Source organism: Streptomyces sp. NPDC057950 (assembly GCF_042887295.1).
In the GTDB taxonomy this organism is placed as follows: Bacteria; Actinomycetota; Actinomycetes; order Streptomycetales; family Streptomycetaceae; genus Streptomyces; species Streptomyces kaempferi.
Genome location: NZ_JBHVPP010000031.1, coordinates 6,517 through 29,514 on the forward strand (window position 1 = coordinate 6,517; position 22,998 = coordinate 29,514).

Sequence of the window (22,998 nt, forward strand, 5' to 3'; positions counted from 1 at the left end):
ACGGCGGTGGCGCGGGGTGACCTGTCGCAGAAGATCGACGTGGACGCGCGCGGCGAGATCCTGGAGCTGAAGAACACCCTCAACACGATGGTGGACCAGCTCTCGAACTTCGCCGAGCAGGTGACGCGGGTGGCGCGTGAGGTGGGTACGGAGGGCCGGCTCGGCGGGCAGGCCGAGGTGCAGGGGGTCTCCGGCACCTGGAAGGACCTCACGCAGTCCGTGAACTTCATGGCGAACAACCTGACCATCCAGGTGCGCAACATCGCCGAGGTGACCACCGCCGTCGCCATGGGCGACCTGTCCAAGAAGATCACCGTCGACGCCAAGGGCGAGATCCTCGAACTGGTCACCACCGTCAACACGATGGTCGACCAGCTGTCCTCGTTCGCCGAGCAGGTGACCCGGGTGGCCCGTGAGGTGGGCACCGAGGGCCAGTTGGGCGGTCAGGCGCGGGTGCCCGGGGTCACGGGCATCTGGAAGGACCTGAGCGACAACGTCAACCTGATGGCCTACAACCTCACGATGCAGGTGCGGAACATCTCGCAGGTGGCGGCGGCCGTCGCCAACGGCGACCTGACCCGGACGGTGACGATCGAGGCGCGCGGCGAGGTCGCGCAGCTCGCCGACACCTTCAACACCATGGTGAAGACGCTGAGTTCGTTCGCCGAGCAGGTCACCAAGGTGGCCCGCGAGGTAGGTACGGACGGCATCCTGGGCGGCCAGGCGCACGTTCCGGGAGTCGCCGGTACGTGGAAGGACCTCACGGAGTCCGTGAACGGGATGGCGTCCAACCTGACCGGCCAGGTGCGCAACATCGCGATGGTCACCACGGCCATCGCCAAGGGCGACCTGACGAAGAAGATCGACATCGACGCCCGCGGTGAGATCCTCGAACTGAAGACCACCATCAACACGATGGTCGACCAGCTGTCGTCCTTCGCGGAGGAGGTCACCCGGGTGGCCCGCGAGGTGGGCACCGAGGGTCAGTTGGGCGGTCAGGCGCGGGTCCGCGACGTCGACGGGACCTGGCGCGACCTCACCGAGTCGGTGAACGAGATGGCCGGGAACCTGACCCGGCAGGTGCGTGCCATCGCGCGCGTGGCGACCGCGGTGACCCGCGGTGACCTGAACCTGAAGATCGACGTGGACGCCTCGGGCGAGATCCAGGAACTTCAGGACTACATCAACAAGATGATCGCCAATCTGCGTGACACCACCATCGCCAACAAGGAACAGGACTGGCTCAAGGGCAACCTGGCCCGGATCTCCGCGCTGATGCAGGGGCGCCGGGACCTCGACGACGTGGCCTCGCTGATCATGAGCGAGCTGACGCCGGTGGTCTCCGCGCAGCACGGCGCGTTCTTCCTGTCGATGCCGCTGGTCGACGGGAGGGACGCGAGCGCCGAGGACGAGGAGGCGTACGAGCTGCGCATGCTCGGGTCGTACGGCTACTCGATGGGCTCGATGCCGACGTCGTTCCGGCCCGGCGAGGCGCTCATCGGGACGGCCGCGCAGGAGAAGCGCACGATCCTGGTGGAGAACGCGCCGAGCGGCTATCTGAAGATCTCCTCGGGGCTCGGCGAGGCGCCCCCGGCGCAGGTCATCGTCCTTCCGGTGCTCTTCGAGGGGACCGTGCTCGGTGTGATCGAGCTGGCCTCCTTCACGCCGTTCACGCAGATCCAGAAGGACTTCCTGAACCAGATCGCCGAGATGATCGCGACGAGCGTCAACACCATCTCCGTCAACACCAAGACGGAGGTGCTGCTCAAGCAGTCGCAGGAGCTGACCGAGCAGCTCCGGGAGCGGTCGGCGGAGCTGGAGAACCGGCAGAAGGCCCTTCAGGACTCCAATGCGGAACTGGAGGAGAAGGCCGAGCTGCTGGCTCAGCAGAACCGCGACATCGAGGTCAAGAACACCGAGATCGAGGAGGCCCGCCAGGTCCTGGAGGAGCGTGCCGAGCAGCTCGCGGTGTCCATGCGCTACAAGAGCGAGTTCCTGGCGAACATGTCGCACGAGCTGCGGACACCGCTCAACTCCCTGCTGATCCTGGCCAAGTTGCTCGCCGACAACGCGGAGTCGAACCTCACCCCGAAGCAGGTCGAGTTCGCCGAGACGATCCACGGCGCGGGGTCCGACCTGCTCCAGCTGATCAACGACATCCTGGACCTGTCGAAGGTCGAGGCCGGGAAGATGGACGTGTCGCCGACGCGTATCGCGCTGGTGCAGCTCGTCGACTACGTGGAGGCGACGTTCCGTCCGCTGACCGCGGAGAAGGGTCTCGACTTCTCGGTCCGGGTGTCGCCGGAACTGCCCGCCACGCTGCACACCGACGAACAGCGGCTCCTGCAGGTGCTGCGCAACCTGCTGTCCAACGCGGTGAAGTTCACCGACTCCGGAGCGGTCGAGCTGGTGATCCGGCCCGCGGGCGCGGATGTGCCGGTGGCCATCCGGGAGCAGCTTCTGGAGGCGGGTTCGCTGCGGGACGCCGACGCCGATCTGATCGCGTTCTCCGTGACCGACACGGGCATCGGGATCGCCGCCAGCAAGATGCGGGTGATTTTCGAGGCCTTCAAGCAGGCGGACGGCACGACGAGCAGGAAGTACGGCGGTACGGGACTGGGGCTGTCCATCTCGCGGGAGATCGCGCGTCTGCTGGGCGGTGAGATCCACGCCCAGAGCGAGCCGGGACGCGGTTCGACGTTCACGCTGTACCTGCCGCTGCACCCGAGCGAACTGCCTCCGCAGGGCTACGGGCAGCTGGCGCCCACGCTGGGGGCGGGGGAGCTGCTCGCGTCCGAGGCGGAGCGGGCCGGGGCGGACATCGGGACGCCGGCCGAGGTGAAGTCGTACCAGGAGACCCAGAACGGGCCCGCCGCGCTCTTCAGGAGGCGCCGCAGGGCACTGCCGGTGGCCGAGTCGCGTCCCGGGCTGACGGCGCAGCCGAACGGGGCGGGCGGCCCCGTTCAGGAACAGTGGCCGGTCGCGGCGCAGCAGGAGACGGCGTCGCAGGCGCGTGGAGGCATCCGGTTCGAGGGTGAGAAGGTGCTGATCGTCGACGACGACATCCGCAACGTGTTCGCGCTCACCAGCGTCCTGGAGCAGCACGGTCTCTCGGTGCTGTACGCCGAGAACGGCCGTGAGGGTATCGAGGTTCTGGAGCAGCACGACGATGTGACGGTTGTCCTGATGGACATCATGATGCCCGAGATGGACGGCTATGCGACGACCACGGCGATTCGTCGGATGCCGCAGTTCGCCGGACTGCCGATCATCGCGCTCACGGCGAAGGCGATGAAGGGCGACCGGGAGAAGGCCCTCGAGTCCGGTGCGTCCGACTACGTCACCAAGCCCGTCGATCCCGATCACCTGCTCTCCGTGATGGAGCAGTGGATGCGCGGGGAGTGAACGGGGTGCGGATCACTGTACGGTTGCCGCGTCCAGGACGCGGCGGTGTGCGCGTCGGCGGCTCGCCGCGGCACGCCCGACGTCGGACAACCGGCTGTGGGCGAAGCCGTGTAGAAGCGCTGGATTCGGGGAACCTTCTGGTCCCCCACTACGTTTCTGCTACGTGCACAGTGACATCGCGGTGACAGGGTGTGGCGACAGGCGGGGTGCGGCTACCATGACCGGCACAAGGACGGACGGCGCAAGGGAGCCGTCCCCTGGGGCGGCGCCCGGTGCACTGCCGGGACGAGGAGGGCGGGCCATGGTGCAGAAGGCCAAGATCCTCCTGGTCGATGACCGGCCGGAGAATCTGCTGGCGCTGGAGGCGATCCTCTCCGCGCTCGATCAGACACTGGTGCGGGCATCGTCCGGGGAGGAAGCGCTCAAAGCACTACTCACGGACGACTTCGCGGTCATTCTGCTGGACGTACAGATGCCGGGCATGGACGGATTCGAAACCGCCGCGCACATCAAGCGGCGAGAACGGACCCGGGACATCCCGATCATCTTCCTCACCGCGATCAATCACGGTCCGCATCACACCTTCCGGGGGTACGCGGCGGGCGCGGTGGACTACATCTCCAAGCCGTTCGACCCGTGGGTGCTGCGCGCGAAGGTCTCGGTCTTCGTCGAGCTCTACATGAAGAACTGCCAACTGCGTGAGCAGGCCGCGCTGCTGCGGCTCCAGCTGGAGGGCGGCGGCAAGGTGGCGCTCGGCAGCGCCAAGGAGCCGGCCGGTCTCCTCGCCGAACTCTCGGCGCGGCTCGCGGCCGTCGAGGAGCAGGCCGAGGCGCTGTCCAAGCAACTCGACGACGACTCGGCGGACGCGGCGGCGGTGGCGACCGCCGCCCATCTCGAGCGCAAACTCACCGGACTGCGCCGGGCGCTGGACGCGTTGGAGCCGGGCACGGGCAACGGCGCGGCGTCGGTTCCCTCGCAGAGCTGACCTCCGGTCCCGCGCCGGGCGTACGGCGAACCGGCCTTCGGGCCCGCGAGGTGAGGCGGGCGAAACGCGGAGGCGCCGTCCGGTGGACGAGCGTTCGGGGGCGACGGCGCGCGGTGATCCGGCGTCAGTTCCGTGCCCCGGCAAGGGCGACACGATCGGGTGAAGCTGTGGGCACACGTGTCCCTTGTCGTCTCCACCGGTAACCTCACACCCATGGCCTCACGTCAGTCCGCAGCCCAGAAGCCGCCCGCGAAGAAGGCGGCCGCTCCGACGAAGGCCGCGCTGAAGAAGGCCCCCGCGAAAAAAGCGGTCGCCAAGAAGGCGCCCGCCAAGAAGGCCGCGGCGAAGAAGCCCGTACCCGCGCCGGCGCCCAGCCCGACCACGGGTGTGTACAGGCTCGTACGCGCCGTGTGGCTGGGCCTCGCGCATGCCGTCGGGGCGATGTTCCGCGGCATAGGGCGAGGCGCGAAGGGGCTCGACCCGGCCCATCGCAAGGACGGCCTCGCGCTCCTGCTGCTCGGTCTCGCGCTGATCGTCGCGGCGGGCACGTGGTCGAATCTGCGCGGGCCCGTCGGCGACCTCGTCGAGATGCTGGTGACCGGTGCCTTCGGCCGGCTCGACCTGCTCGTCCCGATACTCCTCGCCGTCATTGCCGTCCGCTTCATCCGGCACCCCGAGAGGCCCGAGGCCAACGGCCGCATCGTGATCGGTCTGTCCGCGCTCGTCATCGGCGTGCTCGGACAGGTCCACATCGCCTGCGGGGCGCCCGCGCGCAGCGACGGCATGCAGGCGATAAGGGACGCCGGCGGCCTCATCGGCTGGGGTGCGTCCACCCCGCTGACGTACACCATGGGCGACGTCCTCGCCGTACCGCTCCTGGTCCTGCTCACGGTCTTCGGTCTGCTGGTCGTCACGGCCACGCCCGTCAACGCGATCCCGCAGCGGCTGCGGCTGCTCGGACAGCGGCTCGGCATCGTCCAGGGCGACCCGGACGAGAGGTTCTTCGACGAGGACGACGAGCGCTACGACGAGCAGTGGCGTGAGGCGCTCCCCGCGCGCTCCCGCAGAGGCCCGGGCGGCCCCGGCGAGTACGACCCCGAAGGCGCCGAGGAAGAGGCGCTCACCAAGCGCCGTGGCCGCCCCCGGCGGGCTCCAGCGCGCCAGCACGACCCGAACCGGCCGATGGACGCGGTGGACGTCGCCGCGGCGGCCGCCGCGGCGCTCGACGGCGCCGTGATGCACGGCATGCCGCCCTCCCCGCTGGTCGCCGACCTGACGCACGGCGTCACCGTGGAACGCGACGGGTACGAGGAGACGACTCCGGTGCCGGCCGCCCGCGCCAAGGCCGTTCCGGGAGCCAAGCGGCCCCGGCAGGAGTCGCCGGCCGTCGACTCCGTCGTGCCCGACCTCACCAAGTCGGCGCCCGAGGCGCCGCGCGACCTGCCGCCGCGCGCCGAGCAGCTCCAGCTCTCCGGCGACATCACCTACTCCCTGCCGTCACTCGACCTCCTGGAGCGCGGCGGCCCCGGCAAGACCCGCAGCGCCGCCAACGACGCGGTGGTCGCCTCGCTCCAGAACGTCTTCATGGAGTTCAAGGTCGACGCCGCCGTCACCGGCTTCACCCGCGGTCCGACGGTCACCCGCTACGAGGTCGAGCTCGGCCCGGCCGTGAAGGTCGAGCGGATCACCGCGCTCACCAAGAACATCGCGTACGCCGTCGCCAGCCCCGACGTGCGGATCATCAGCCCGATCCCCGGCAAGTCGGCGGTCGGCATCGAGATCCCGAACACCGACCGCGAGATGGTCAACCTCGGCGACGTGCTGCGCCTCGCGGACGCGGCCGAGGACGACCACCCGATGCTCGTCGCGCTCGGCAAGGACGTCGAGGGCGGCTACGTGATGGCCAACCTGGCCAAGATGCCGCACGTACTCGTCGCCGGAGCCACCGGTTCCGGTAAGTCCTCCTGCATCAACTGCCTGATCACCTCCGTGATGGTCCGCGCGACCCCCGAGGACGTCCGGATGGTCCTCGTGGACCCCAAGCGGGTCGAGCTGACCGCGTACGAGGGCATCCCGCACCTGATCACGCCGATCATCACCAACCCGAAGCGGGCCGCCGAGGCCCTGCAGTGGGTCGTGCGGGAGATGGACCTGCGCTACGACGACCTCGCGGCGTTCGGCTACCGGCACATCGACGACTTCAACCAGGCCATCCGCGACGGCAAGCTGAAGACGCCCGAGGGCAGCGAGCGGGAGCTGAAGACCTACCCGTACCTGCTGGTGATCGTCGACGAGCTGGCCGACCTGATGATGGTCGCGCCGCGGGACGTCGAGGACTCCATCGTGCGCATCACCCAGCTCGCGCGCGCGGCCGGCATCCACCTGGTGCTCGCCACACAGCGGCCGTCGGTGGACGTCGTCACCGGTCTGATCAAGGCGAACGTGCCGTCGCGGCTCGCCTTCGCCACCTCCTCGCTCGCCGACAGCCGCGTCATCCTCGACCAGCCGGGCGCGGAGAAGCTGATCGGCAAGGGCGACGGGCTCTTCCTGCCGATGGGCGCGAACAAACCCACCCGTATGCAGGGCGCCTTCGTCACCGAGGACGAGGTCGCCGCGATCGTGCAGCACTGCAAGGACCAGATGGCGCCGGTCTTCCGGGACGACGTCACGGTGGGCACCAAGCAGAAGAAGGAGATCGACGAGGACATCGGTGACGACCTCGACCTGCTGTGCGCCGCCGCCGAGCTGGTCGTCACGTCGCAGTTCGGGTCCACCTCGATGCTCCAGCGCAAGCTGCGTGTCGGTTTCGCCAAGGCGGGACGGCTGATGGACCTCATGGAGTCGCGCGGCATCGTGGGGCCGAGCGAGGGATCCAAGGCACGTGACGTGCTGGTGAAGGGCGACGAGCTCGACGGCGTGCTCGCGGTGATGCGCGGGGAAGCGGAAGCGTGAGCCGATGCGGCCCGGGAAACCGGGACGCATCGGTCATCGGACCAGGGGGTACACGACATGTTGATATTCGAACGTGACTCACCCGTAAGGAGCCGCAGGGCAACCGTTTCCCTTCGGCGAACGTCAAGTTGAGCGAGGGGACAGGTACATGTCCCGCATCAGGATGACCGGCCATTCTGATGGCGTACAAAGTCCAACCGCCCGGTTGCCCCACCCTTTCGCACCCCCCCTAAACTGAACCTCCAGCACAGGTGGCTACACGCTCGAAAGGCGCCCCCGTGTCCATCGGCAACTCCCCTGACGGCAACATCCCCGAAGACGAGCGCCCGTTCGAAGAGCACCACGAAGAAGGTCCCTCGGTCGGCCGTGCTCTGCAGCGGGCCCGCATCGAGGCCGGACTGACCGTCGACGACGTCAGCAACGCGACCCGGGTCCGTATCGCCATCGTGCACGCGATCGAACAGGACGACTTCAGCCCCTGTGGCGGTGACGTCTACGCACGCGGTCACATCCGGACCCTGGCCCGCGCCGTACAGCTCGACCCGGTTCCGCTGCTGGCCCGCTACGACGCCGAACACGGCGGGCGTCCCGCGCCGACCCCCGCCGCCCCGCTCTTCGAGGCGGAACGTATCCGTCCGGAGCGTCGCGGGCCGAACTGGACCGCGGCCATGGTCGCGGCGATCGTCGCCGTGATCGGCTTCGTCGGCTTCACCGCGATCAAGGGCAGCTCGGGCGACGGCGCGAAGTCGAACGTCGCCGAGGGTTCCACGCCCACCACCGGCAAGTCGCCCGTCTCGGCCAGCCCCAAGATCAGCAAGCCCGCCGACCCGAAGCCCGATCCGTCCGACAGCGCCATCGCGGCCGCCCCGCAGGACAAGGTGACCGTGCAGGTGAGCGCCCCCGACGGGCGCAGCTGGATCTCCGCCAAGGACCACAACGGCCGGCTGCTCTTCGACGGCCTGCTCAAGAAGGGCGAGTCCCAGACCTTCCAGGACAAGTCGAAGATCGACCTCGTGCTCGGCGACGCGGGCGCGATCCAGCTCTATGTGAACGGCAAGAAGATCGACGACCAGTTCCAGTCGGGCCAGGTCGAGCGACTGACCTACACCAAGGGTGACCCCGTCGTCGGATAACGGGCCCAGGGCGCAGGCGGGGACGGGGTTGGCCAAGATCGGCCAACCCCGTCGACGTGGGCTGTCAGCGAGACAAAGTAGTCTTGAGCCCATGCCTGAACGCCGTACCGTCGCACTCGTCACCCTTGGCTGCGCCCGTAACGAGGTGGACTCGGAGGAGCTCGCAGGCCGCTTGGAGGCGGACGGCTGGCAACTCGTGGAGGACGCCGAGGACGCGGATGTCGCCGTCGTCAACACCTGTGGCTTCGTCGAGGCCGCCAAGAAGGACTCCGTGGACGCCCTCCTCGAAGCCAATGACCTCAAGGGCCAGGGCAGAACCCAGGCCGTCGTGGCCGTGGGCTGCATGGCCGAGCGGTACGGCAAGGAGCTCGCCCAGGCCCTGCCCGAGGCCGACGGCGTGCTCGGCTTCGACGACTACGCGGACATCTCCGACCGCCTCCAGACCATCCTGAACGGCGGGATCCACGCCTCGCACACCCCCCGCGACCGGCGCAAGCTGCTGCCGATCAGCCCGGCCGAGCGGCAGAGCGCCGGCGAGGAGGTGGCCCTTCCCGGCCACGGCGCCCCCTCGGACCTGCCCGAGGGCGTGGCCCCGGTGTCCGGCCCCCGCGCACCGCTGCGGCGCCGTCTGGACGGCTCGCCGGTCGCCTCGGTGAAGCTCGCCTCCGGCTGTGACCGGCGCTGCTCCTTCTGCGCCATCCCGTCCTTCCGCGGGTCCTTCATCTCCCGGCGCCCCAGCGACGTACTGAACGAGACCCGCTGGCTGGCCGAGCAGGGTGTCAAGGAGGTCATGCTGGTCTCCGAGAACAACACCTCGTACGGCAAGGACCTCGGCGACATCCGCCTGCTGGAGACGATGCTGCCCGAGCTGGCCGAGATCGACGGCATCGAGCGGGTGCGGGTCAGCTACCTGCAGCCCGCCGAGATGCGCCCCGGGCTCATCGACGTCCTCACCTCGACGCCGAACATCGCGCCCTACTTCGACCTCTCCTTCCAGCACTCAGCGCCCGACGTACTGCGCTCGATGCGCCGCTTCGGCGACACCGACCGCTTCCTCGAGCTGCTCGACACGATCCGCTCCAAGGCACCGCAGGCCGGTGTGCGGTCCAACTTCATCGTGGGCTTCCCCGGGGAGAGCGAGGCCGACCTCGCGGAGCTCGAGCGGTTCCTCACCCATGCGCGCCTCGACGCGATCGGTGTCTTCGGGTACTCCGACGAGGAGGGCACCGAAGCGGCGACGTACGACCACAAGCTGGACGAGGACGTCGTCGCCGACCGCCTCGCGCGGGTGTCCCGGCTCGCCGAGGAGCTGGTCGCGCAGCGCGCGGAGGAGCGCGTCGGCGAGACCGTGCGGGTGCTGGTGGAGTCCCTCGACGGGGAGGACGGCGCGTACGGCCGGGCCGCGCACCAGGCGCCCGAGACGGACGGACAGGTCCTGTTCACGAGCGGCGAAGGCCTGACCGTCGGCCGTATCGTCGAGGCCAAGGTGGTCGGTACGGAAGGTGTGGACCTGGTGGCCGAGCCCCTCCCGGGTTCGCTTTCCGGTACTGAGGAGGCGGGCAGATGACCGGAGTCCCGGCGTCCGCGGCGGGCGGCTCCCCCAGCGCGAACGGCGCGGCGGGCGCTCCCGGCGCTCCGGGGGACTCCAAGCCGGCGCGGGGCGGGAAGCTGGGCGCTGCGGCCGTCAACCAGGCCAGCCTCTGGAACATCGCGAACATCCTGACCATGATCCGGCTCGTCCTGGTGCCCGGCTTCGTGGCGCTGATGCTGGCCGACGGCGGGTACGACCCCGTCTGGCGTGCCTGGGCCTGGGCGGCCTTCGCCGTCGCCATGATCACCGACATCTTCGACGGTCACCTGGCGCGCACGTACGACCTGGTCACGGACTTCGGGAAGATCGCCGACCCCATCGCCGACAAGGCGATCATGGGCTCTGCGCTGATCTGCCTGTCCTCGCTGGGTGATCTTCCGTGGTGGGTGACGGGCGTGATCCTCGGGCGCGAGCTCGGTGTCACCCTGCTGCGCTTCGTGGTGATCCGGTACGGCGTCATTCCGGCCAGTCGCGGCGGCAAGCTGAAGACCCTGGCGCAGGGCACGGCGGTCGGCATGTACGTCCTCGCGCTGACGGGCGGCCTGGCCACCCTGAGGTTCTGGGTGATGGCCGTGGCGGTCGTCCTGACCGTCGTCACCGGGCTCGACTACGTGAGGCAGGCCATCGTGCTGCGCCGGAGTGGAATCGCCGCGCGCCGGGCGGCGTCCGTGGAGGCCGAGCGGTGAGTCCGGAGGCCGCCGAGGTGCTGCGACTACTCAGGGTGAGGGGCGAGACCCTCGCCGTGGCCGAGTCGCTGACCGGCGGTCTGGTGGCGGCGGAGATCACCGCGACGCCCGGAGCGTCCCGCGCCTTCCGGGGCTCCGTGACCGCGTACGCCACCGAACTCAAGCACCGGCTGCTGGGCGTCGACGCCACTCTGCTGGCCGAGCGCGGGGCGGTGGATCCGCAGGTCGCGTCCCAGATGGCGGCCGGAGTGCGCAAGGCGCTCGGCGCGGACTGGGGGATCGCGACCACCGGTGTCGCGGGACCCGACCCCCAGGACGGACAGCCGGTCGGCACGGTGTTCGTGGCCGTGGACGGCCCCGCCGAAGCGATGTTTCCCGCCATCGGGAGCGGGAAAGTGGTTCGGCTGCGGTTGAACGGCGACCGGGCGGAAATCCGTATGGAGAGTGTACGCAGCGTACTCGCGCTGCTCCTGAGAGAGCTCGCGGGCGAACAGACCGGAAATGAGCGGGCACAGGATACGGAACAGAACGGGGGGACTTGATGTTTGCAGCCCTGAGTGAACACGACATCGCTCCCCGCACGGCCGCGGCGCGAGGCGGTACGGTGGGGCGAGAAGGATGCGGCTACGCGGTCCGAGGAGGGAGCCACCGATGATTCTGCTCCGTCGCCTGCTGGGTGACGTGCTGCGTCGGCAGCGCCAGCGCCAGGGCCGTACTCTGCGCGAAGTCTCCTCGTCCGCCCGAGTTTCACTCGGCTATCTCTCCGAGGTGGAGCGGGGGCAGAAGGAGGCATCCTCCGAGCTGCTCTCCGCCATCTGCGACGCGCTGGACGTACGGATGTCCGAGCTCATGCGGGAAGTGAGCGACGAGCTCGCTCTCGCCGAGCTGGCACAGTCTGCAGCGGCCACCGACCCGGTGCCCGCACCGGTACGCCGTCCGATGCTGAATTCCGTGTCGGTCACCGGTGTGCCACCGGAACGGGTCACCATCAAGGCGCCAGCCGAGGCGGTCGACGTCGTCGCCGCCTGACGCTCACGAGTTCGCGCTCATGAGCTGAGCACGCTTGTGCGAAGGCCCCGGCCGGGGTTGTTCCAGGGAGATCTGGAGCAGGTTCGGCCGGGGTCTTCGTTTTTCTTCGAGTGACCCGAATTGTTCGTTTATGTCATGGTTAGTGGGTTGTGGCGTATCGAGCACGTGTCAGGAGAGCCGGAGGAATCGGATGTACGTCGTGAAGAGCCCGTTGGCGGACGCGGACCTGAAGACGGTGTCCGAGGCGTTGCAGGGAGCGCTGGTCGACCTGGTGGACCTCTCGCTGGTGGCGAAGCAGATCCACTGGAACGTCGTCGGACCGCGCTTCCGATCCGTCCACCTCCAGCTCGACGAGGTCGTGGACACCGCGCGGCTGCACTCCGACACCGTGGCCGAGCGCGCTTCGACGCTGGGTGTACCGCCCGACGGGCGGGCCCGGACCGTGGCCGCCGACAGCGGCATCGGCGCGACCCCGGACGGCTGGGTCAAGGACACCGATGCCGTGGGGACTCTGGTCAACGCGCTGGGTGCCGTGATCACCCGGATGCGGGCGCGGGTGGAGTCGACCGGCGAGGCGGATCCGGTGAGCCAGGACATCTTCATCCAGATCACCGCCGATCTGGAGAAGCACCACTGGATGTTCCAGGCGGAGAACGGGTGAGTGGGGGCAGGCGCGGTCGGCTCCGTATGTGCCCTGGGTGCGCCCCTGTGCCGTTGGTGCGCCCTGTCGGCACATGAGGGCGCGGGTCTAGCTTCGGGCTGGAGGTGAGCACCATGGCAGGGCGGATAGCGCGCTGGGGGGTGGCGCTGGTGCTCGGTGCGCTGTGGTGGTGGGGGGTGCTCCGGCTGGCGCTGGTGCCGGGCGCGGGTGTGCTGGAAGGAGCGGTCGTCGCCGGCGGGTGGGGGCTGAGTCTGCTGCCGGTGCACTGCGTGCCGAAGCCGGGCGTCGCGGTGGCCGCCGATGGTGCGGGGGCGGTCCGGGAACGTGGGCGGTGGCGGTGGCGCCGTGGGGCTACCACGGCATCGCGACCCCGCCGTTGGGGCGGAGGATCTGACCCGTCGTGAACGCCGATGCGTCACAGGCCAGGTACAGCACGGCGTGGGCGACGTCCTCGGCCTCGCCGACCCGGCCCAGCGGTGACAGCCGGGCCATGGCCGCCTCGGTGCGCGCCTGTGCCTCACCGTGGTGGTCGGTCATCGGTGTGCGTGTCCAGCCGGGCGCGACCGCGTTGACGCGGATGCCGTGCGGGCCGATCTCGGTCGCAAGCGTCTTCGTCAACTGCACGACGGCCGCCTTCGCGGCGCCGTAACAGAGCAGTCCGCGCCCGCCGGTGTCCACGGCGCCCGACGCCATGGTGACGATGCTGCCGCGGATGTTCCGCTCGATCATGAGGAGGGCCGCCTCCTGGCAGGAGTGGAGGACCCCCTTGAAGTTGACCCCCAGAACCCGGTCGAGGTCCTCGTCCCGGGTCTCCAGCACTTCGCTGGTGTGCATGATCCCGGCCACCGCGGCCATGACGTCGAGGCGCGGGCACGATCTGACGGCCCGGCGGAGCCGCTCGCGGTCGGTGACGTCGAGCGTGTGCGCGTGGGCCGTGCCGCCCGCGTCCTCGATGAGGGTGACCGTCTTGTGCAGGCCCTCCGGGTCCAGGTCCGCGCAGTGGACGGTGGCTCCCGCCTCCGCGAGCAGCACGGCCGAGGCGCGGCCGATGCCGCCGGCGGCGCCCGTGACGAATGCGGTGCGCCCGGTGAGGTCGTACGCCTTCACGGCCATGTAGGGACGGTACGAGGACTTCTGACGGTCCGTCAATTGCTGGGAGGCGGGGTCCTCGTACGGTGTTCGGTGGCGTTCGGCGTCCGGCCCGGGTCCGGGGCGGTGCCAGGGGGCGTGGTGGAGCCGGGTCCCGGGGTGGGGCCGGATGTCGGGGTAGGGCCCGGCTGGCAGTTCGGGCACCAGTACGTGGGGCGTTCGCGGGAGCCGTCGCCCTGGTCGGCCCGCCGGATCGACGTACCGCAGCGCAGACAGGGGCGGGGCGCGCGTCCGTACACGAAGAGGTTCTGGTCGGGGCGGCCCGTGGTGCTGCGGACCGGACGGTCGCGGTTGGCCTCCAGGAGCCTCTTGGCGAGGACGGGCAGCAGGTGGGCGCGGTCGGTGGGGAGCTCGCCGACGGGGAGCCACGGGGTGACCCTGAGGAGGAAGCAGAGTTCGCTCTTGTAGACGTTCCCGATTCCGGCGAGGTTGCGCTGGTCGAGCAGCGCCTCCCCCAGGGAGCGGGCGGGGTCCTCGAGGAGGTTCGACAAGGCCTTGTCGGGGTTCCAGTCGGGGCCGAGGAGGTCGGGTCCGAGATGGCCGACGGCCCGGTCCTCGTCGGTGGTGCGCAGCAGTTCCAGAACGGGCAGCCGGTACCCGACGGCCGTACGGTCGGCGGTGCCGAGAATGGCCCGGATCTGGTGGGCCGGACCGCCACTCCAGCGCCGGCCGGGGGCGTACACCTTCCAGGAGCCGTCCATCCGCAGATGCGAGTGGAGGGTCAGACCGCCCTCGATCCGGGTGAGCAGGTGCTTGCCTCGCGGGGTGACGTCCAGGACCGTGCGGCCGGTGAGGTCGGCGGTGGCGAACCTGGGGACCCGCAGGTCGGAGCGGGTCAGGACCTTGCCCGCGAGGGCGATGTGCAGCCGTCTCGCGGCCTGCCAGACGGTGTCTCCTTCAGGCATGCGTTCCAGGGTGGCACGGGTGTGGGCGGGATGCTCGGGTGCGGGTGCGGGTGCGGGTGCGGGTGCGGGTGCGGGTGTGGGTGTGGGTGTGGGTGTGGGTCGGGGTGCGGGGTGTGGGGTATGCGGCGGGTCTGTGGTGGTCAGGCGCGCAGGCGCAGTCCGCGGGGGGTCGCGATGAAGCCGGCACCTTCCAGAAGGGTGCCGAAGGGGGAGGTCAGGGCGGAGGCGCCGTTCACGCGCTCCACCGTGACCGTGCCGAGGGAGCCCGCGCGGGCAGCGGCGGCGAGCGCCTCGGCGGCCGCACCCAGACGTGCGTCGTCCGTGACCGCGCCGTCCGGGTCGGAGGGCCAGGCCAGCAGTGTCTTGCCGCCGCGCTCCATGTAGAGGGTCAGCTCGCCTTCGACGAGCACGACCAGGGAACCCGCCTTGCGCCCGGGTTTGTGCCCGGCGTCGGTGGGCGGCTCGGGCCAGGCGAGGGCCGCGCCGTACGCGTTCGCGGGGTCGGCGGCGGCGAGCACCACGGCCTGGACGGTCGGGCGGTGGCGCGGGCGGGTGCGGTTCGGGGGCAGGGTGTGGATGGAGTCGTCCGCGGGGTGGGCGGAGAGCGTCGAGAAGGCGGCGTCGGCCGGGAAGCCGTGGTCGTCGGCGTCCACGGAACCCGGACCGTCCGGGAAGTCGGCGAAGCCGCTGGAGCCGCGCGGGTCGGCGAAAGCGCTGGAGCCGGGGAAGCCGTTCGGGCCGGCGAAGGCGCTGGAGGCCGGGAAGCCGTTCGGGCCGGGGGCGCCGTGCGGGACGTCCAGGCCGCCGAGGGCCTCGCCGCGGTCCCGTGCGTTCGCCGCCGCGCGCAGCCGGTCGACCGCGCCGTCCATCGCGAACTGGGCGGCACCGAGCCCCTCCACGACATAGCCGCGGCGCGCCTGGCCGCTGTCCTCGAAGGCGGACAGGATGCGGTACACCGCGGAGAAGCCGCCCTCGACACCCTCCGCGGCGACCGCGCCCCGGGTCACCACACCGTGCCGGTCCAGCAGGGTGCGGGCCAGGGCGTGGGCGCGCACGGTGGCGTCGGCCTCACGGGCGGGGAGCAGCGACCAGCGGCCGGCCACGGTCGGGGGGCCGGTACGGGACTGGGGGCGGGCGGCGCCGGTCAGGGAGCCGTAACGCCCGCGCGGGACCGTGCGCTTGGCCCGGTGGGCCGTGGAGCCGGCGGTGCGGCCCGAGCCGAGCAGGGAGCGCATCGGTGCGAGCGTGTCGTTCGTGAGCCGTCCGGACCACGCCAGGTCCCAGATCGTGTCGGCGAGTTGGGGATCCGTGGCGTCGGGATGCGTGGTGGCGCGGACCTGGTCGGTGATCTGGCGGAAGAACAGGCCGTAGCCTCCGGAGAGGGCGTCCAGGACCGACTGGTGCAGCGCGGTCGGCTCCAGGGGGTGCGGGGTCGGCAGGAGCAGCGGGGCCGCGTCCGCGAGATACAGCGAGACCCAGCCGTCCTTGCCGGGCAGCGATCCGGCGCCCGCCCAGAGCACCTCTCCGGCGGCGGTGAGCTCGTCGAGCATCGCGGGAGCGTAGCCGGAGACCCGGGAGGGCAGCACCAGCTTCTCCAGGGCGGAGGCGGGCACCGAGGCCCCCTGCAACTGCTCGACGGCGCGCACCAGTCCGTCGATGCCGCGCAGCCCGTGCCCACCGCCGACGTGCTGCCACTGCGGCAGGAACTGCGCGAGCGCGGCGGGCGGTACGGGCTCCAGCTCATGACGCAGGGCCGCGAGGGAGCGGCGCCGCAGTCTGCGCAGCACGGCGGCGTCGCACCACTCCTGACCGATGCCCGCCGGATGGAACTCGCCCTGCACGACGCGGCCGTTCGCGGCGAGGCGTTGCAGCGCTCCGTCCGTGACGGCCGTGCCTAGACCGAAGCGGGCGGCGGCCGTGGTGGACGTGAACGGGCCGTGGGTGCGGGCGTAGCGGGCGAGGAGGTCGCCGAGCGGATCCTTGACGGGCTCCGTGAAGGCCTCCGGGACACCGACGGGCAGCGCCGTGCCCAGCGCGTCGCGCAGACGGCCGGCGTCCTCGATCGCCGCCCAGTGGTCGGCGCCGGCGATCCGGACCCGGATGGCGCGGCGGGCCGCCGCCAGCTCCCCGGCCCATTCAGGGGCGGCGCCCCGCTCGGTCAACTCGGCCTCGGTGAGCGGGCCCAGCAGGCGCAGCAGGTCGGCGACGCCCTCGGAGTCCTTGACGCGCCGGTCCTCGGTGAGCCACTGGAGCTCGCGCTCGAGCTCGGTCAGCACCTCGGCGTCGAGCAGTTCGCGCAGCTCGGCCTGACCGAGGAGTTCCGCCAGCAGACGCGAGTCCAGGGACAGCGCGGCCGCCCGCCGCTCGGCGAGCGGTGAGTCACCCTCGTACAGGAACTGGGCGACGTATCCGAACAGGAGTGAGCGGGCGAAGGGGGAGGGCTCGGGTGTCGTGACTTCGACGAGGCGCACCTTGCGGGACTCGATGTCGCCCATCAGTTCCGTGAGACCAGGAACGTCGAAAACATCCTGGAGGCACTCGCGGACCGCCTCCAGGACGATCGGGAAGGACCCGAACTCGCTCGCCACCTGCAGCAGTTGAGCCGCGCGCTGGCGCTGCTGCCACAGCGGGGTGCGCTTTCCGGGGCTGCGGCGCGGCAGCAGCAGCGCGCGGGCGGCGCACTCGCGGAAACGGGCCGCGAACAGCGCGGAGCCGCCGACCTGGTCGGTGACGATCTGGTTGACCTCGCCCTTGTCGAAGGCGACGTCGGAGGCGCCCACGGGCGCTTGTTCGGTGTCGTACTCCGTGCCCGTCCTGGCGGGTTCCTGGTCGAGCAGGTCCAGGCCCATCAGATCGGCGTCGGGCAGACGCAGCACGATGCCGTCGTCGGCGTGCATGACCTGGGCGTCCATGCCGTAGCGCTCGGAGAGCCGGGCGCCGAGCGCGAGGGCCCACGGGGCGTGCACCTGGGCACCGAAGGGCGAGTGCACGACCACCCGCCAGTCACCCAGCTCGTCGCGGAACCGCTCGACGACGATCGTGCGGTCGTCCGGGATGTGGCCGCACGCGTCGCGTTGTTCGGCGAGGTACGACAGCACGTTGTCGGCGGCCCAGGCGTCGAGTCCGGCGGCGAGCAGCCGGAGCCGGGCGTCGTCCTTGGGCAGCGAGCCGACCTCGCGGAGGAACGCGCCGACCGCACGGCCCAGTTCGAGCGGGCGGCCGAGCTGGTCACCCTTCCAGAAGGGGAGCCTGCCAGGCACACCGGGGGCGGGCGAGACCAGGACGCGGTCGCGGGTGATGTCCTCGATGCGCCAGGAACTCGTGCCGAGTGTGAAGACGTCTCCGACGCGGGACTCGTAGACCATCTCCTCGTCGAGCTCGCCGACCCGGCCGCCGCCCTTCTTGGGGTCGGCCCCCGCGAGGAAGACCCCGAAAAGCCCTCTGTCGGGGATGGTGCCGCCGGAGGTGACGGCGAGGCGCTGCGCTCCCGGGCGGCCGGTGACCGTGCCGGCGACGCGGTCCCACACCACGCGGGGCCGGAGCTCGGCGAAGGCGTCGGAGGGGTAGCGGCCCGCGAGCATGTCGAGCACGGCGGTGAACGCCGACTCGGGGAGCGAGGCGAAGGGGGCGGCACGCCGGACGGTGGCGAGCAGGTCGTCGACTTGCCAGGTGTCGAGCGCGGTCATGGCGACGAGCTGCTGCGCGAGCACGTCCAGGGGGTTGGCGGGGACCCTGAGGGACTCGATGGAGCCGGTGCGCATCCGCTCGGTGACGACCGCCGCCTGGACGAGGTCGCCGCGGTACTTGGGGAAGACCACACCGGTGGAGACCGCGCCGACCTGGTGGCCCGCCCGGCCCACGCGCTGGAGACCGGAGGCGACGGACGGCGGGGACTCGACCTGGATCACGAGGTCCACCGCGCCCATGTCGATGCCGAGCTCCAGGCTGGAGGTGGCGACCACGGCGGGCAGGCGCCCCGCCTTCAGGTCCTCCTCGACCAGGGCCCGCTGCTCCTTGGAGACGGAGCCGTGATGGGCGCGGGCGATGACGGGGGGAGCCCCCTGGGCCGCGCCGGAGCCCCCCATCAGCTGGGCCGGGGCGTGGGCTTCCTCGAGGGGTTCGCCGGTCGCCCGCTCGTACGCGATCTCGTTGAGCCGGTTGCAGAGGCGCTCCGCCAGGCGGCGGGAGTTGGCGAACACGATCGTGGAGCGGTGGGACTGGACGAGGTCGGTGATCCGCTCCTCCACGTGCGGCCAGATCGAGGGCTTCTCCGCGCCCTCCTTGCCGTCGGCGACCGGGGAGCCGCCCAGCTCGCCCAGGTCCTCGACCGGGACGACCACCGACAGGTCGAACTCCTTGCCGGAGGGCGGCTGGACGATCTCCACCTTGCGGCGGGGGGAGAGATAGCGCGCCACTTCGTCGACCGGACGGACCGTCGCGGACAGGCCGATGCGGCGGGCGGGCCGGGGCAGCAGTTCGTCGAGGCGCTCCAGGGTCAGCGCGAGATGGGCTCCGCGCTTCGTACCGGCGACCGCGTGCACCTCGTCCAGGATCACCGTCTCGATGCCCGTCAGCGCGTCGCGCGTCGCCGACGTCAGCATCAGGAACAGGGACTCGGGGGTCGTGATCAGGATGTCCGGCGGGCGGGTGGCCAGCGCGCGGCGCTCGGCGGGCGGGGTGTCACCGGAGCGGATGCCGACCTGCACCTCGGGCTCGGGAAGCCCCCGGCGCACCGACTCCTGGCGGATGCCGGTCAGCGGGCTGCGCAGATTCCGCTCCACGTCGACCGCGAGGGCCTTCAGCGGTGACACGTACAGCACCCGGCAGCGCTTCCTGGGGTCGGCCGGAGGAGGTGTCGAGGCCAGCTGGTCGAGCGCGGCGAGGAAGGCGGCCAGGGTCTTGCCGGAGCCGGTCGGGGCGACCACCAGCACGTCCGAGCCCTCACCGATGGCTTTCCACGCCCCGGCCTGGGCCGCGGTGGGCGCGGAGAACGCCCCCGTGAACCAGCCGCGGGTCGCGGGGGAGAAGCCGTCGAGGGCCCGGTGTGCGGAGCTGACCATGCGTCCATCCTGCACCCCGCCACTGACAACCGCCCTGACCTGCGCGAATGTGGCCGCTGGGAAATCCGGCACGGCCGGACCGGGACGGGCCGAGGGGCGAACCGAGTGGTCGGCGTCCGGCCGTGGCGTCGCGGAGAATGAGGAGGTGGCAGGTTCGGGACAGGAGCGGGCACGGCACTGGCAGTACGCGGAACTGCCCGGTGTCGACCTGCTGCGCGCCCGCTTCGTCGAGAAGGTCTTCGTGCGGCACACCCACGAGAACTTCGTGATCGCCGCCATCGCCGACGGCGTCGAGGTCTTCCACCACGGCGGCGCCGACCAGTACGCGGGTCCGGGCACCCTCGCGCTCGTCAACCCGGACACCCCGCACACGGGCCGGGCGGGTGTCCCCGAGGGCTGGCGGTACGGGGCGGTGTACCCGTCCCCCGAGCTGATGGCGGAGATCGCCGCCGAGACCACCACGATCCGCGGCACCCCCGGGTTCACCCGCCCGGTGCTCGACGACCCGTACGCCGTGAGCCTGGTCCACGAGGTGCTCCGGGCCGCCGAGGAGGGCAACGCGCTCGCCGCCGACACCCTGCTGAGGGTCGCCGTGACCCGGCTGCTCCGTCTGAACGGGGGCCCTCTGCCGCGGCGGGCCGTGCACACCGCCGGTTCCCGCGTCGCCGCTCGCGCGCGTGCCGTGCTGGAGGAGCGGATGGCCGAGCCGCCGACCCTGGAGCGGCTCGCCACCGACCTGGAGACCAGCCCGTTCGCCCTGCTGCGCGCCTTCCGTGACACCTACGGCATGCCGCCGCACACCTGGCTCACCGACGCCCGGGTCCGCAGGGCCCGCCGGCTCCTGGACACCGGTTCCGCGCCCGCGGACGCGGCCGTCACCGTCGGCTTCACCGACCAGCCCCATCTGAACCGCCACTTCACGCGGATCGTGGGCGTGCCCCCGGGCGCCTACCAGCGTGAGCGCAAGAACGTACAAGACGCCGAGCCGGGGCCGTACCTACCGTCCGGGGTGTGGCAGAACAGACAGCTCACGCAGCGACACACAGGAAAGAAGACGGCGGAAGACCCGACGCCGCCGTCGTCCGGGACGCCCTGGGAGTCGGGATCGCCGTCGGACTGTCCGGCTTCGCCTTCGGGGTGACCTCGGCCGGCAGCGGACTCACGGTGCCGCAGACCTGCGCGCTCAGCCTCCTGGTGTTCACCGGCGCCTCCCAGTTCGCGCTCGTGGGCGCCCTCGCGAGCGGCGGCAATCCGCTCACGGCTGCCGCGGGCGCCTTCTTCCTCGGAGTGCGCAACGCCTTCTACGGACTGCGTCTGTCGCAGTTGCTGGCCCTCCCGCGCGCGGTGCGTCCGTTCGCCGCGCAGTGGGTGATCGACGAGACCACGGCCGTGGCGCTGGCCCAGCCGAACCGCCGCAGCGTCCGGATCGGCTTCACCGTCACCGGGCTCACCCTCTACGTCCTGTGGAACCTGACCACGCTCCTGGGCGCCGTCGGGGCCGACGCCATCGGGGACACCGACGCGTGGGGGCTGGACGCCGCCGGGCCCGCCGTCTTCCTCGCACTGCTCGCACCGATGCTGACGACCACCACGGAGCGCGCGGTCGCCGGTGCCGCCGTCCTCCTGGGGCTCGGTCTGCTCTCCGTGCTGCCCGCGGGAGTCCCGGTACTGGTGGCCGCGCTGGCCGCTCCCGCCGCCCTCTACCTGGAGGGACGCCGGCGCCCGGGGACCGACGGACGGCCGGGGACCGACGGACGGCCGGGAACCGGCCATCACGCACCGGGGGAGGACCGTTGAACATCTGGATCGCGATCGGTGCGACCGCCGTCGGCTGCTACGTGGTCAAACTCACCGGGCTGCTCGTTCCGGCGGGCGTCCTGGAGCGCCCGCTCGTCAAGCGCCTCGCCGCCCTGCTGCCCGTCGCCCTGCTGGCCGCGCTCACGGCCCAGCAGACCTTCGCCGACGGGCGCGTCCTGGTCGTGGACGCGAAGGCCGCCGGACTCGCCGCGGCCGCCGTGGCACTGCTCCTGCGGGCCCCCTTCCTGCTCGTGGTCGGCGCCGCGGTGGTCGTGACGGCGGGGGTGCGGGCCATGACCGGCTGAGGGCGCGGGCGACGACCGGCGGCACCGGAGGCGGGCGGCGGGGAAACCCGGCCCGTGACGGCCGGCGGACCGGATCCGTGCCCCGGGGTCAGCCGATGGCCCGCCCGTGGGCCCGCAGGGTGCGCAGTGCCTCGATCGTCACCATGGGACGGCACTCCAGGGCGGTGCCCGGTGCCCAGGTCCGCCAGCGGACCGGCCAGCCGCCGTCGTTCCGCTGTTCGTCCGCGAGGAAGTCGAGGGAGCGGGCCATCTCCTCGTCGGTGAACCACGCGCGCGCGAGTGAGCCCGGCGTCTTCACGTAGTCGTACGGGAAATGGTGCTCGCCCGGCGCGTAGCCGGAGGCCACCGGGAACGCGTCGAGGCGCTCCGGGTCCAGCGCGGCGAGCCGTTGCTCGCGCACCAGTCGGCCGAGCCGGTCGGCGGCGGCCTCCGCGCGCGGGCGGTCGGGCGCGGAGTCCAGGAAGGCCACGGCCGCCTCGACCTCGTAGGGATGGGACTTCTCCAGGGAGTCCACCGCCTGCCAGCAGAAGTCGGTGGCCCGGAACAGCCAGGCGTGCCAGACCTCGTTGCGGTGCAGCAGACCCACCACGGGCCCGGTGGCCAGCAGTTCGCTCGGCGGATCGTCGACGACCGGCACGAAGGGGGCGTGAGGATACCCGCGCTGACTGGGGCGGACGGCCGGCAGCGCGCCGTCCGCCGTCGAGACGGAGGTCAGATAGCGGCACACGCGGTCCACGCGCTGCCCGCCGCAGCGCCCGATCGAGTCGAGCACACGCAGGGCGTGCGCCGTGTGCAGTGGCTGGCTGACCGGGCCGCGCAGATCGGGTTCGAGCGCATGACCGTATCCCTCGTCGTCGTTGCGGTAGGCGGCCAGCGCGGTCTCGACCGCGTCGGCGCCGCCGTCGTCGTCGCCGTTCAGGAAGTGGTACACGAAGCGGCGCTGCTCCAGCACGCGAGCGGTGAGCCAGACGAAGTGCTCGGCGCGTGAGAGCGGGGTGTGCGCCGGGGGCGTCGGGGGGAGTGGGGATGCTCCGGTTTCGGCCATGCCTCAGACCGTAGGACGGAAAGCGGTCTCGGCAAGGGGTCCCGGCCGGGACCCACTCTCAGGGGCGGGATACTGGAGTCATGCGGTTGACGGTCTTCTGGCAGCGGATGGCGGAGCACTTCGGTGCGGGGTACGCCGACACCTTCGCGCGCGATCATGTGATGACGGATCTCGGCGGCCGGACGGTGCACGAGGCCCTGGACGCCGGCTGGGAGGCCAAGGACGTGTGGCGCGTGGTGTGCGCGACCATGAACGTTCCGTACGAGAACCGCTGACGGGACGGGAACTTCCGGGC

17 protein-coding genes are annotated in these 22,998 nt (G+C 71.3%); 13 read left to right on the forward strand and 4 right to left on the reverse strand.

Going from position 1 to position 22,998, the window contains the following annotated elements; genetic code table 11:
- The 9 genes from ACFVTC_RS37845 to ACFVTC_RS37885 form a co-directional block, all read left to right on the forward strand.
- The coding region (locus ACFVTC_RS37845; RefSeq protein WP_390133567.1) for a HAMP domain-containing protein at positions 1-3,405 on the forward strand (3,405 nt) is incomplete at its 5' end.
- A gap of 301 nt (positions 3,406-3,706) precedes the next feature.
- Entirely contained in the window at positions 3,707-4,390 is a 684-nt protein-coding gene (locus ACFVTC_RS37850; protein WP_168530517.1) for a two-component system response regulator, read from the forward strand.
- Between the two features lie 213 nt (positions 4,391-4,603).
- On the forward strand, positions 4,604-7,342 hold the full coding sequence (locus ACFVTC_RS37855) for a DNA translocase FtsK (RefSeq protein ID WP_390133571.1): 2,739 nt from the start codon (positions 4,604-4,606) through the stop codon (positions 7,340-7,342).
- 278 nt (positions 7,343-7,620) lie between these two features.
- Complete coding sequence (locus tag ACFVTC_RS37860) at positions 7,621-8,475, forward strand: helix-turn-helix domain-containing protein (protein ID WP_390133573.1); 855 nt, start codon at positions 7,621-7,623, stop codon at positions 8,473-8,475.
- Between the two features lie 91 nt (positions 8,476-8,566).
- On the forward strand, positions 8,567-10,042 hold the full coding sequence (gene rimO, locus ACFVTC_RS37865) for a 30S ribosomal protein S12 methylthiotransferase RimO (protein ID WP_390133575.1): 1,476 nt from the start codon (positions 8,567-8,569) through the stop codon (positions 10,040-10,042).
- Entirely contained in the window at positions 10,039-10,752 is a 714-nt protein-coding gene (gene pgsA, locus ACFVTC_RS37870) for a CDP-diacylglycerol--glycerol-3-phosphate 3-phosphatidyltransferase (protein WP_390133577.1), read from the forward strand. Before rimO ends, pgsA begins: the two co-directional genes overlap by 4 nt.
- Positions 10,749-11,294: a CinA family protein gene (locus ACFVTC_RS37875; RefSeq protein ID WP_390133579.1), complete on the forward strand. Its 546-nt coding sequence runs from the start codon at positions 10,749-10,751 to the stop codon at positions 11,292-11,294. Before pgsA ends, ACFVTC_RS37875 begins: the two co-directional genes overlap by 4 nt.
- A 109-nt stretch (positions 11,295-11,403) precedes the next feature.
- The gene (locus ACFVTC_RS37880; protein ID WP_148010798.1) at positions 11,404-11,781 is read left to right on the forward strand and encodes a helix-turn-helix domain-containing protein; all 378 of its coding nucleotides are present in this window, start codon (positions 11,404-11,406) and stop codon (positions 11,779-11,781) included.
- A gap of 190 nt (positions 11,782-11,971) precedes the next feature.
- A complete protein-coding gene (locus ACFVTC_RS37885; protein ID WP_390133581.1) occupies positions 11,972-12,442 on the forward strand; it encodes a Dps family protein in 471 nt (156 codons plus the stop codon).
- Between the two features lie 351 nt (positions 12,443-12,793).
- On the opposite strand, the gene ACFVTC_RS37890 is transcribed toward ACFVTC_RS37885, so the two are convergent.
- The 3 genes from ACFVTC_RS37890 to ACFVTC_RS37900 form a co-directional block, all read right to left on the reverse strand.
- Positions 12,794-13,555, reverse strand: a complete 762-nt coding sequence (locus tag ACFVTC_RS37890; RefSeq protein WP_390133583.1) for an SDR family NAD(P)-dependent oxidoreductase — start codon at positions 13,553-13,555, stop codon at positions 12,794-12,796.
- 32 nt (positions 13,556-13,587) lie between these two features.
- Positions 13,588-14,496 carry an Fpg/Nei family DNA glycosylase gene (locus ACFVTC_RS37895; RefSeq protein WP_390133585.1) on the reverse strand — a complete coding sequence of 303 codons (909 nt, stop codon included), beginning with the start codon at positions 14,494-14,496 and terminating at the stop codon, positions 13,588-13,590.
- A gap of 140 nt (positions 14,497-14,636) precedes the next feature.
- Positions 14,637-19,556, reverse strand: a complete 4,920-nt coding sequence (locus ACFVTC_RS37900; RefSeq protein WP_390133588.1) for an ATP-dependent helicase — start codon at positions 19,554-19,556, stop codon at positions 14,637-14,639.
- A gap of 145 nt (positions 19,557-19,701) precedes the next feature.
- Between ACFVTC_RS37900 and ACFVTC_RS37905 the strand changes: the two genes are divergently transcribed.
- From ACFVTC_RS37905 to ACFVTC_RS37915, 3 genes are read left to right on the forward strand one after another with little or no spacing between them, the layout of a single operon-like run.
- Complete coding sequence (locus ACFVTC_RS37905) at positions 19,702-20,697, forward strand: AraC family transcriptional regulator (RefSeq protein WP_390133590.1); 996 nt, start codon at positions 19,702-19,704, stop codon at positions 20,695-20,697.
- Positions 20,694-21,353 carry an AzlC family ABC transporter permease gene (locus ACFVTC_RS37910; protein ID WP_390133592.1) on the forward strand — a complete coding sequence of 220 codons (660 nt, stop codon included), beginning with the start codon at positions 20,694-20,696 and terminating at the stop codon, positions 21,351-21,353. Before ACFVTC_RS37905 ends, ACFVTC_RS37910 begins: the two co-directional genes overlap by 4 nt.
- Positions 21,350-21,658: an AzlD domain-containing protein gene (locus tag ACFVTC_RS37915; protein WP_390133594.1), complete on the forward strand. Its 309-nt coding sequence runs from the start codon at positions 21,350-21,352 to the stop codon at positions 21,656-21,658. The genes ACFVTC_RS37910 and ACFVTC_RS37915 overlap by 4 nt, the downstream gene beginning before the upstream one ends.
- An 88-nt stretch (positions 21,659-21,746) precedes the next feature.
- Here the strand turns inward: ACFVTC_RS37915 and ACFVTC_RS37920 are convergent, their stop codons facing one another.
- Positions 21,747-22,703 (reverse strand): hypothetical protein, encoded by a 957-nt coding sequence (locus ACFVTC_RS37920; protein ID WP_390133596.1) that lies wholly within the window; start codon positions 22,701-22,703, stop codon positions 21,747-21,749.
- An 80-nt stretch (positions 22,704-22,783) separates the two neighbouring features.
- Between ACFVTC_RS37920 and ACFVTC_RS37925 the strand changes: the two genes are divergently transcribed.
- Positions 22,784-22,978 carry a DUF3046 domain-containing protein gene (locus ACFVTC_RS37925; protein WP_168530529.1) on the forward strand — a complete coding sequence of 65 codons (195 nt, stop codon included), beginning with the start codon at positions 22,784-22,786 and terminating at the stop codon, positions 22,976-22,978.
- The last annotated feature ends 20 nt before the right edge of the window (positions 22,979-22,998 follow it).

What these genes read in the sequence shown, in the direction of transcription:
- ACFVTC_RS37850 (WP_168530517.1), top strand. Translation starts at nt 3,707, where the DNA reads ATGGTGCAGAAGGCCAAGATCCTCCTGGTCGATGACCGGCCGGAGAAT.
- ACFVTC_RS37855 (WP_390133571.1), top strand. Translation starts at nt 4,604, where the DNA reads ATGGCCTCACGTCAGTCCGCAGCCCAGAAGCCGCCCGCGAAGAAGGCG.
- rimO (WP_390133575.1), top strand. Translation starts at nt 8,567, where the DNA reads ATGCCTGAACGCCGTACCGTCGCACTCGTCACCCTTGGCTGCGCCCGT.
- pgsA (WP_390133577.1), top strand. Translation starts at nt 10,039, where the DNA reads ATGACCGGAGTCCCGGCGTCCGCGGCGGGCGGCTCCCCCAGCGCGAAC.
- ACFVTC_RS37880 (WP_148010798.1), top strand. Translation starts at nt 11,404, where the DNA reads ATGATTCTGCTCCGTCGCCTGCTGGGTGACGTGCTGCGTCGGCAGCGC.
- ACFVTC_RS37885 (WP_390133581.1), top strand. Translation starts at nt 11,972, where the DNA reads ATGTACGTCGTGAAGAGCCCGTTGGCGGACGCGGACCTGAAGACGGTG.
- ACFVTC_RS37890 (WP_390133583.1), bottom strand. Translation starts at nt 13,555, where the DNA reads ATGGCCGTGAAGGCGTACGACCTCACCGGGCGCACCGCATTCGTCACG.
- ACFVTC_RS37895 (WP_390133585.1), bottom strand. Translation starts at nt 14,496, where the DNA reads ATGCCTGAAGGAGACACCGTCTGGCAGGCCGCGAGACGGCTGCACATC.
- ACFVTC_RS37900 (WP_390133588.1), bottom strand. Translation starts at nt 19,556, where the DNA reads ATGGTCAGCTCCGCACACCGGGCCCTCGACGGCTTCTCCCCCGCGACC.
- ACFVTC_RS37920 (WP_390133596.1), bottom strand. Translation starts at nt 22,703, where the DNA reads ATGGCCGAAACCGGAGCATCCCCACTCCCCCCGACGCCCCCGGCGCAC.
- ACFVTC_RS37925 (WP_168530529.1), top strand. Translation starts at nt 22,784, where the DNA reads ATGCGGTTGACGGTCTTCTGGCAGCGGATGGCGGAGCACTTCGGTGCG.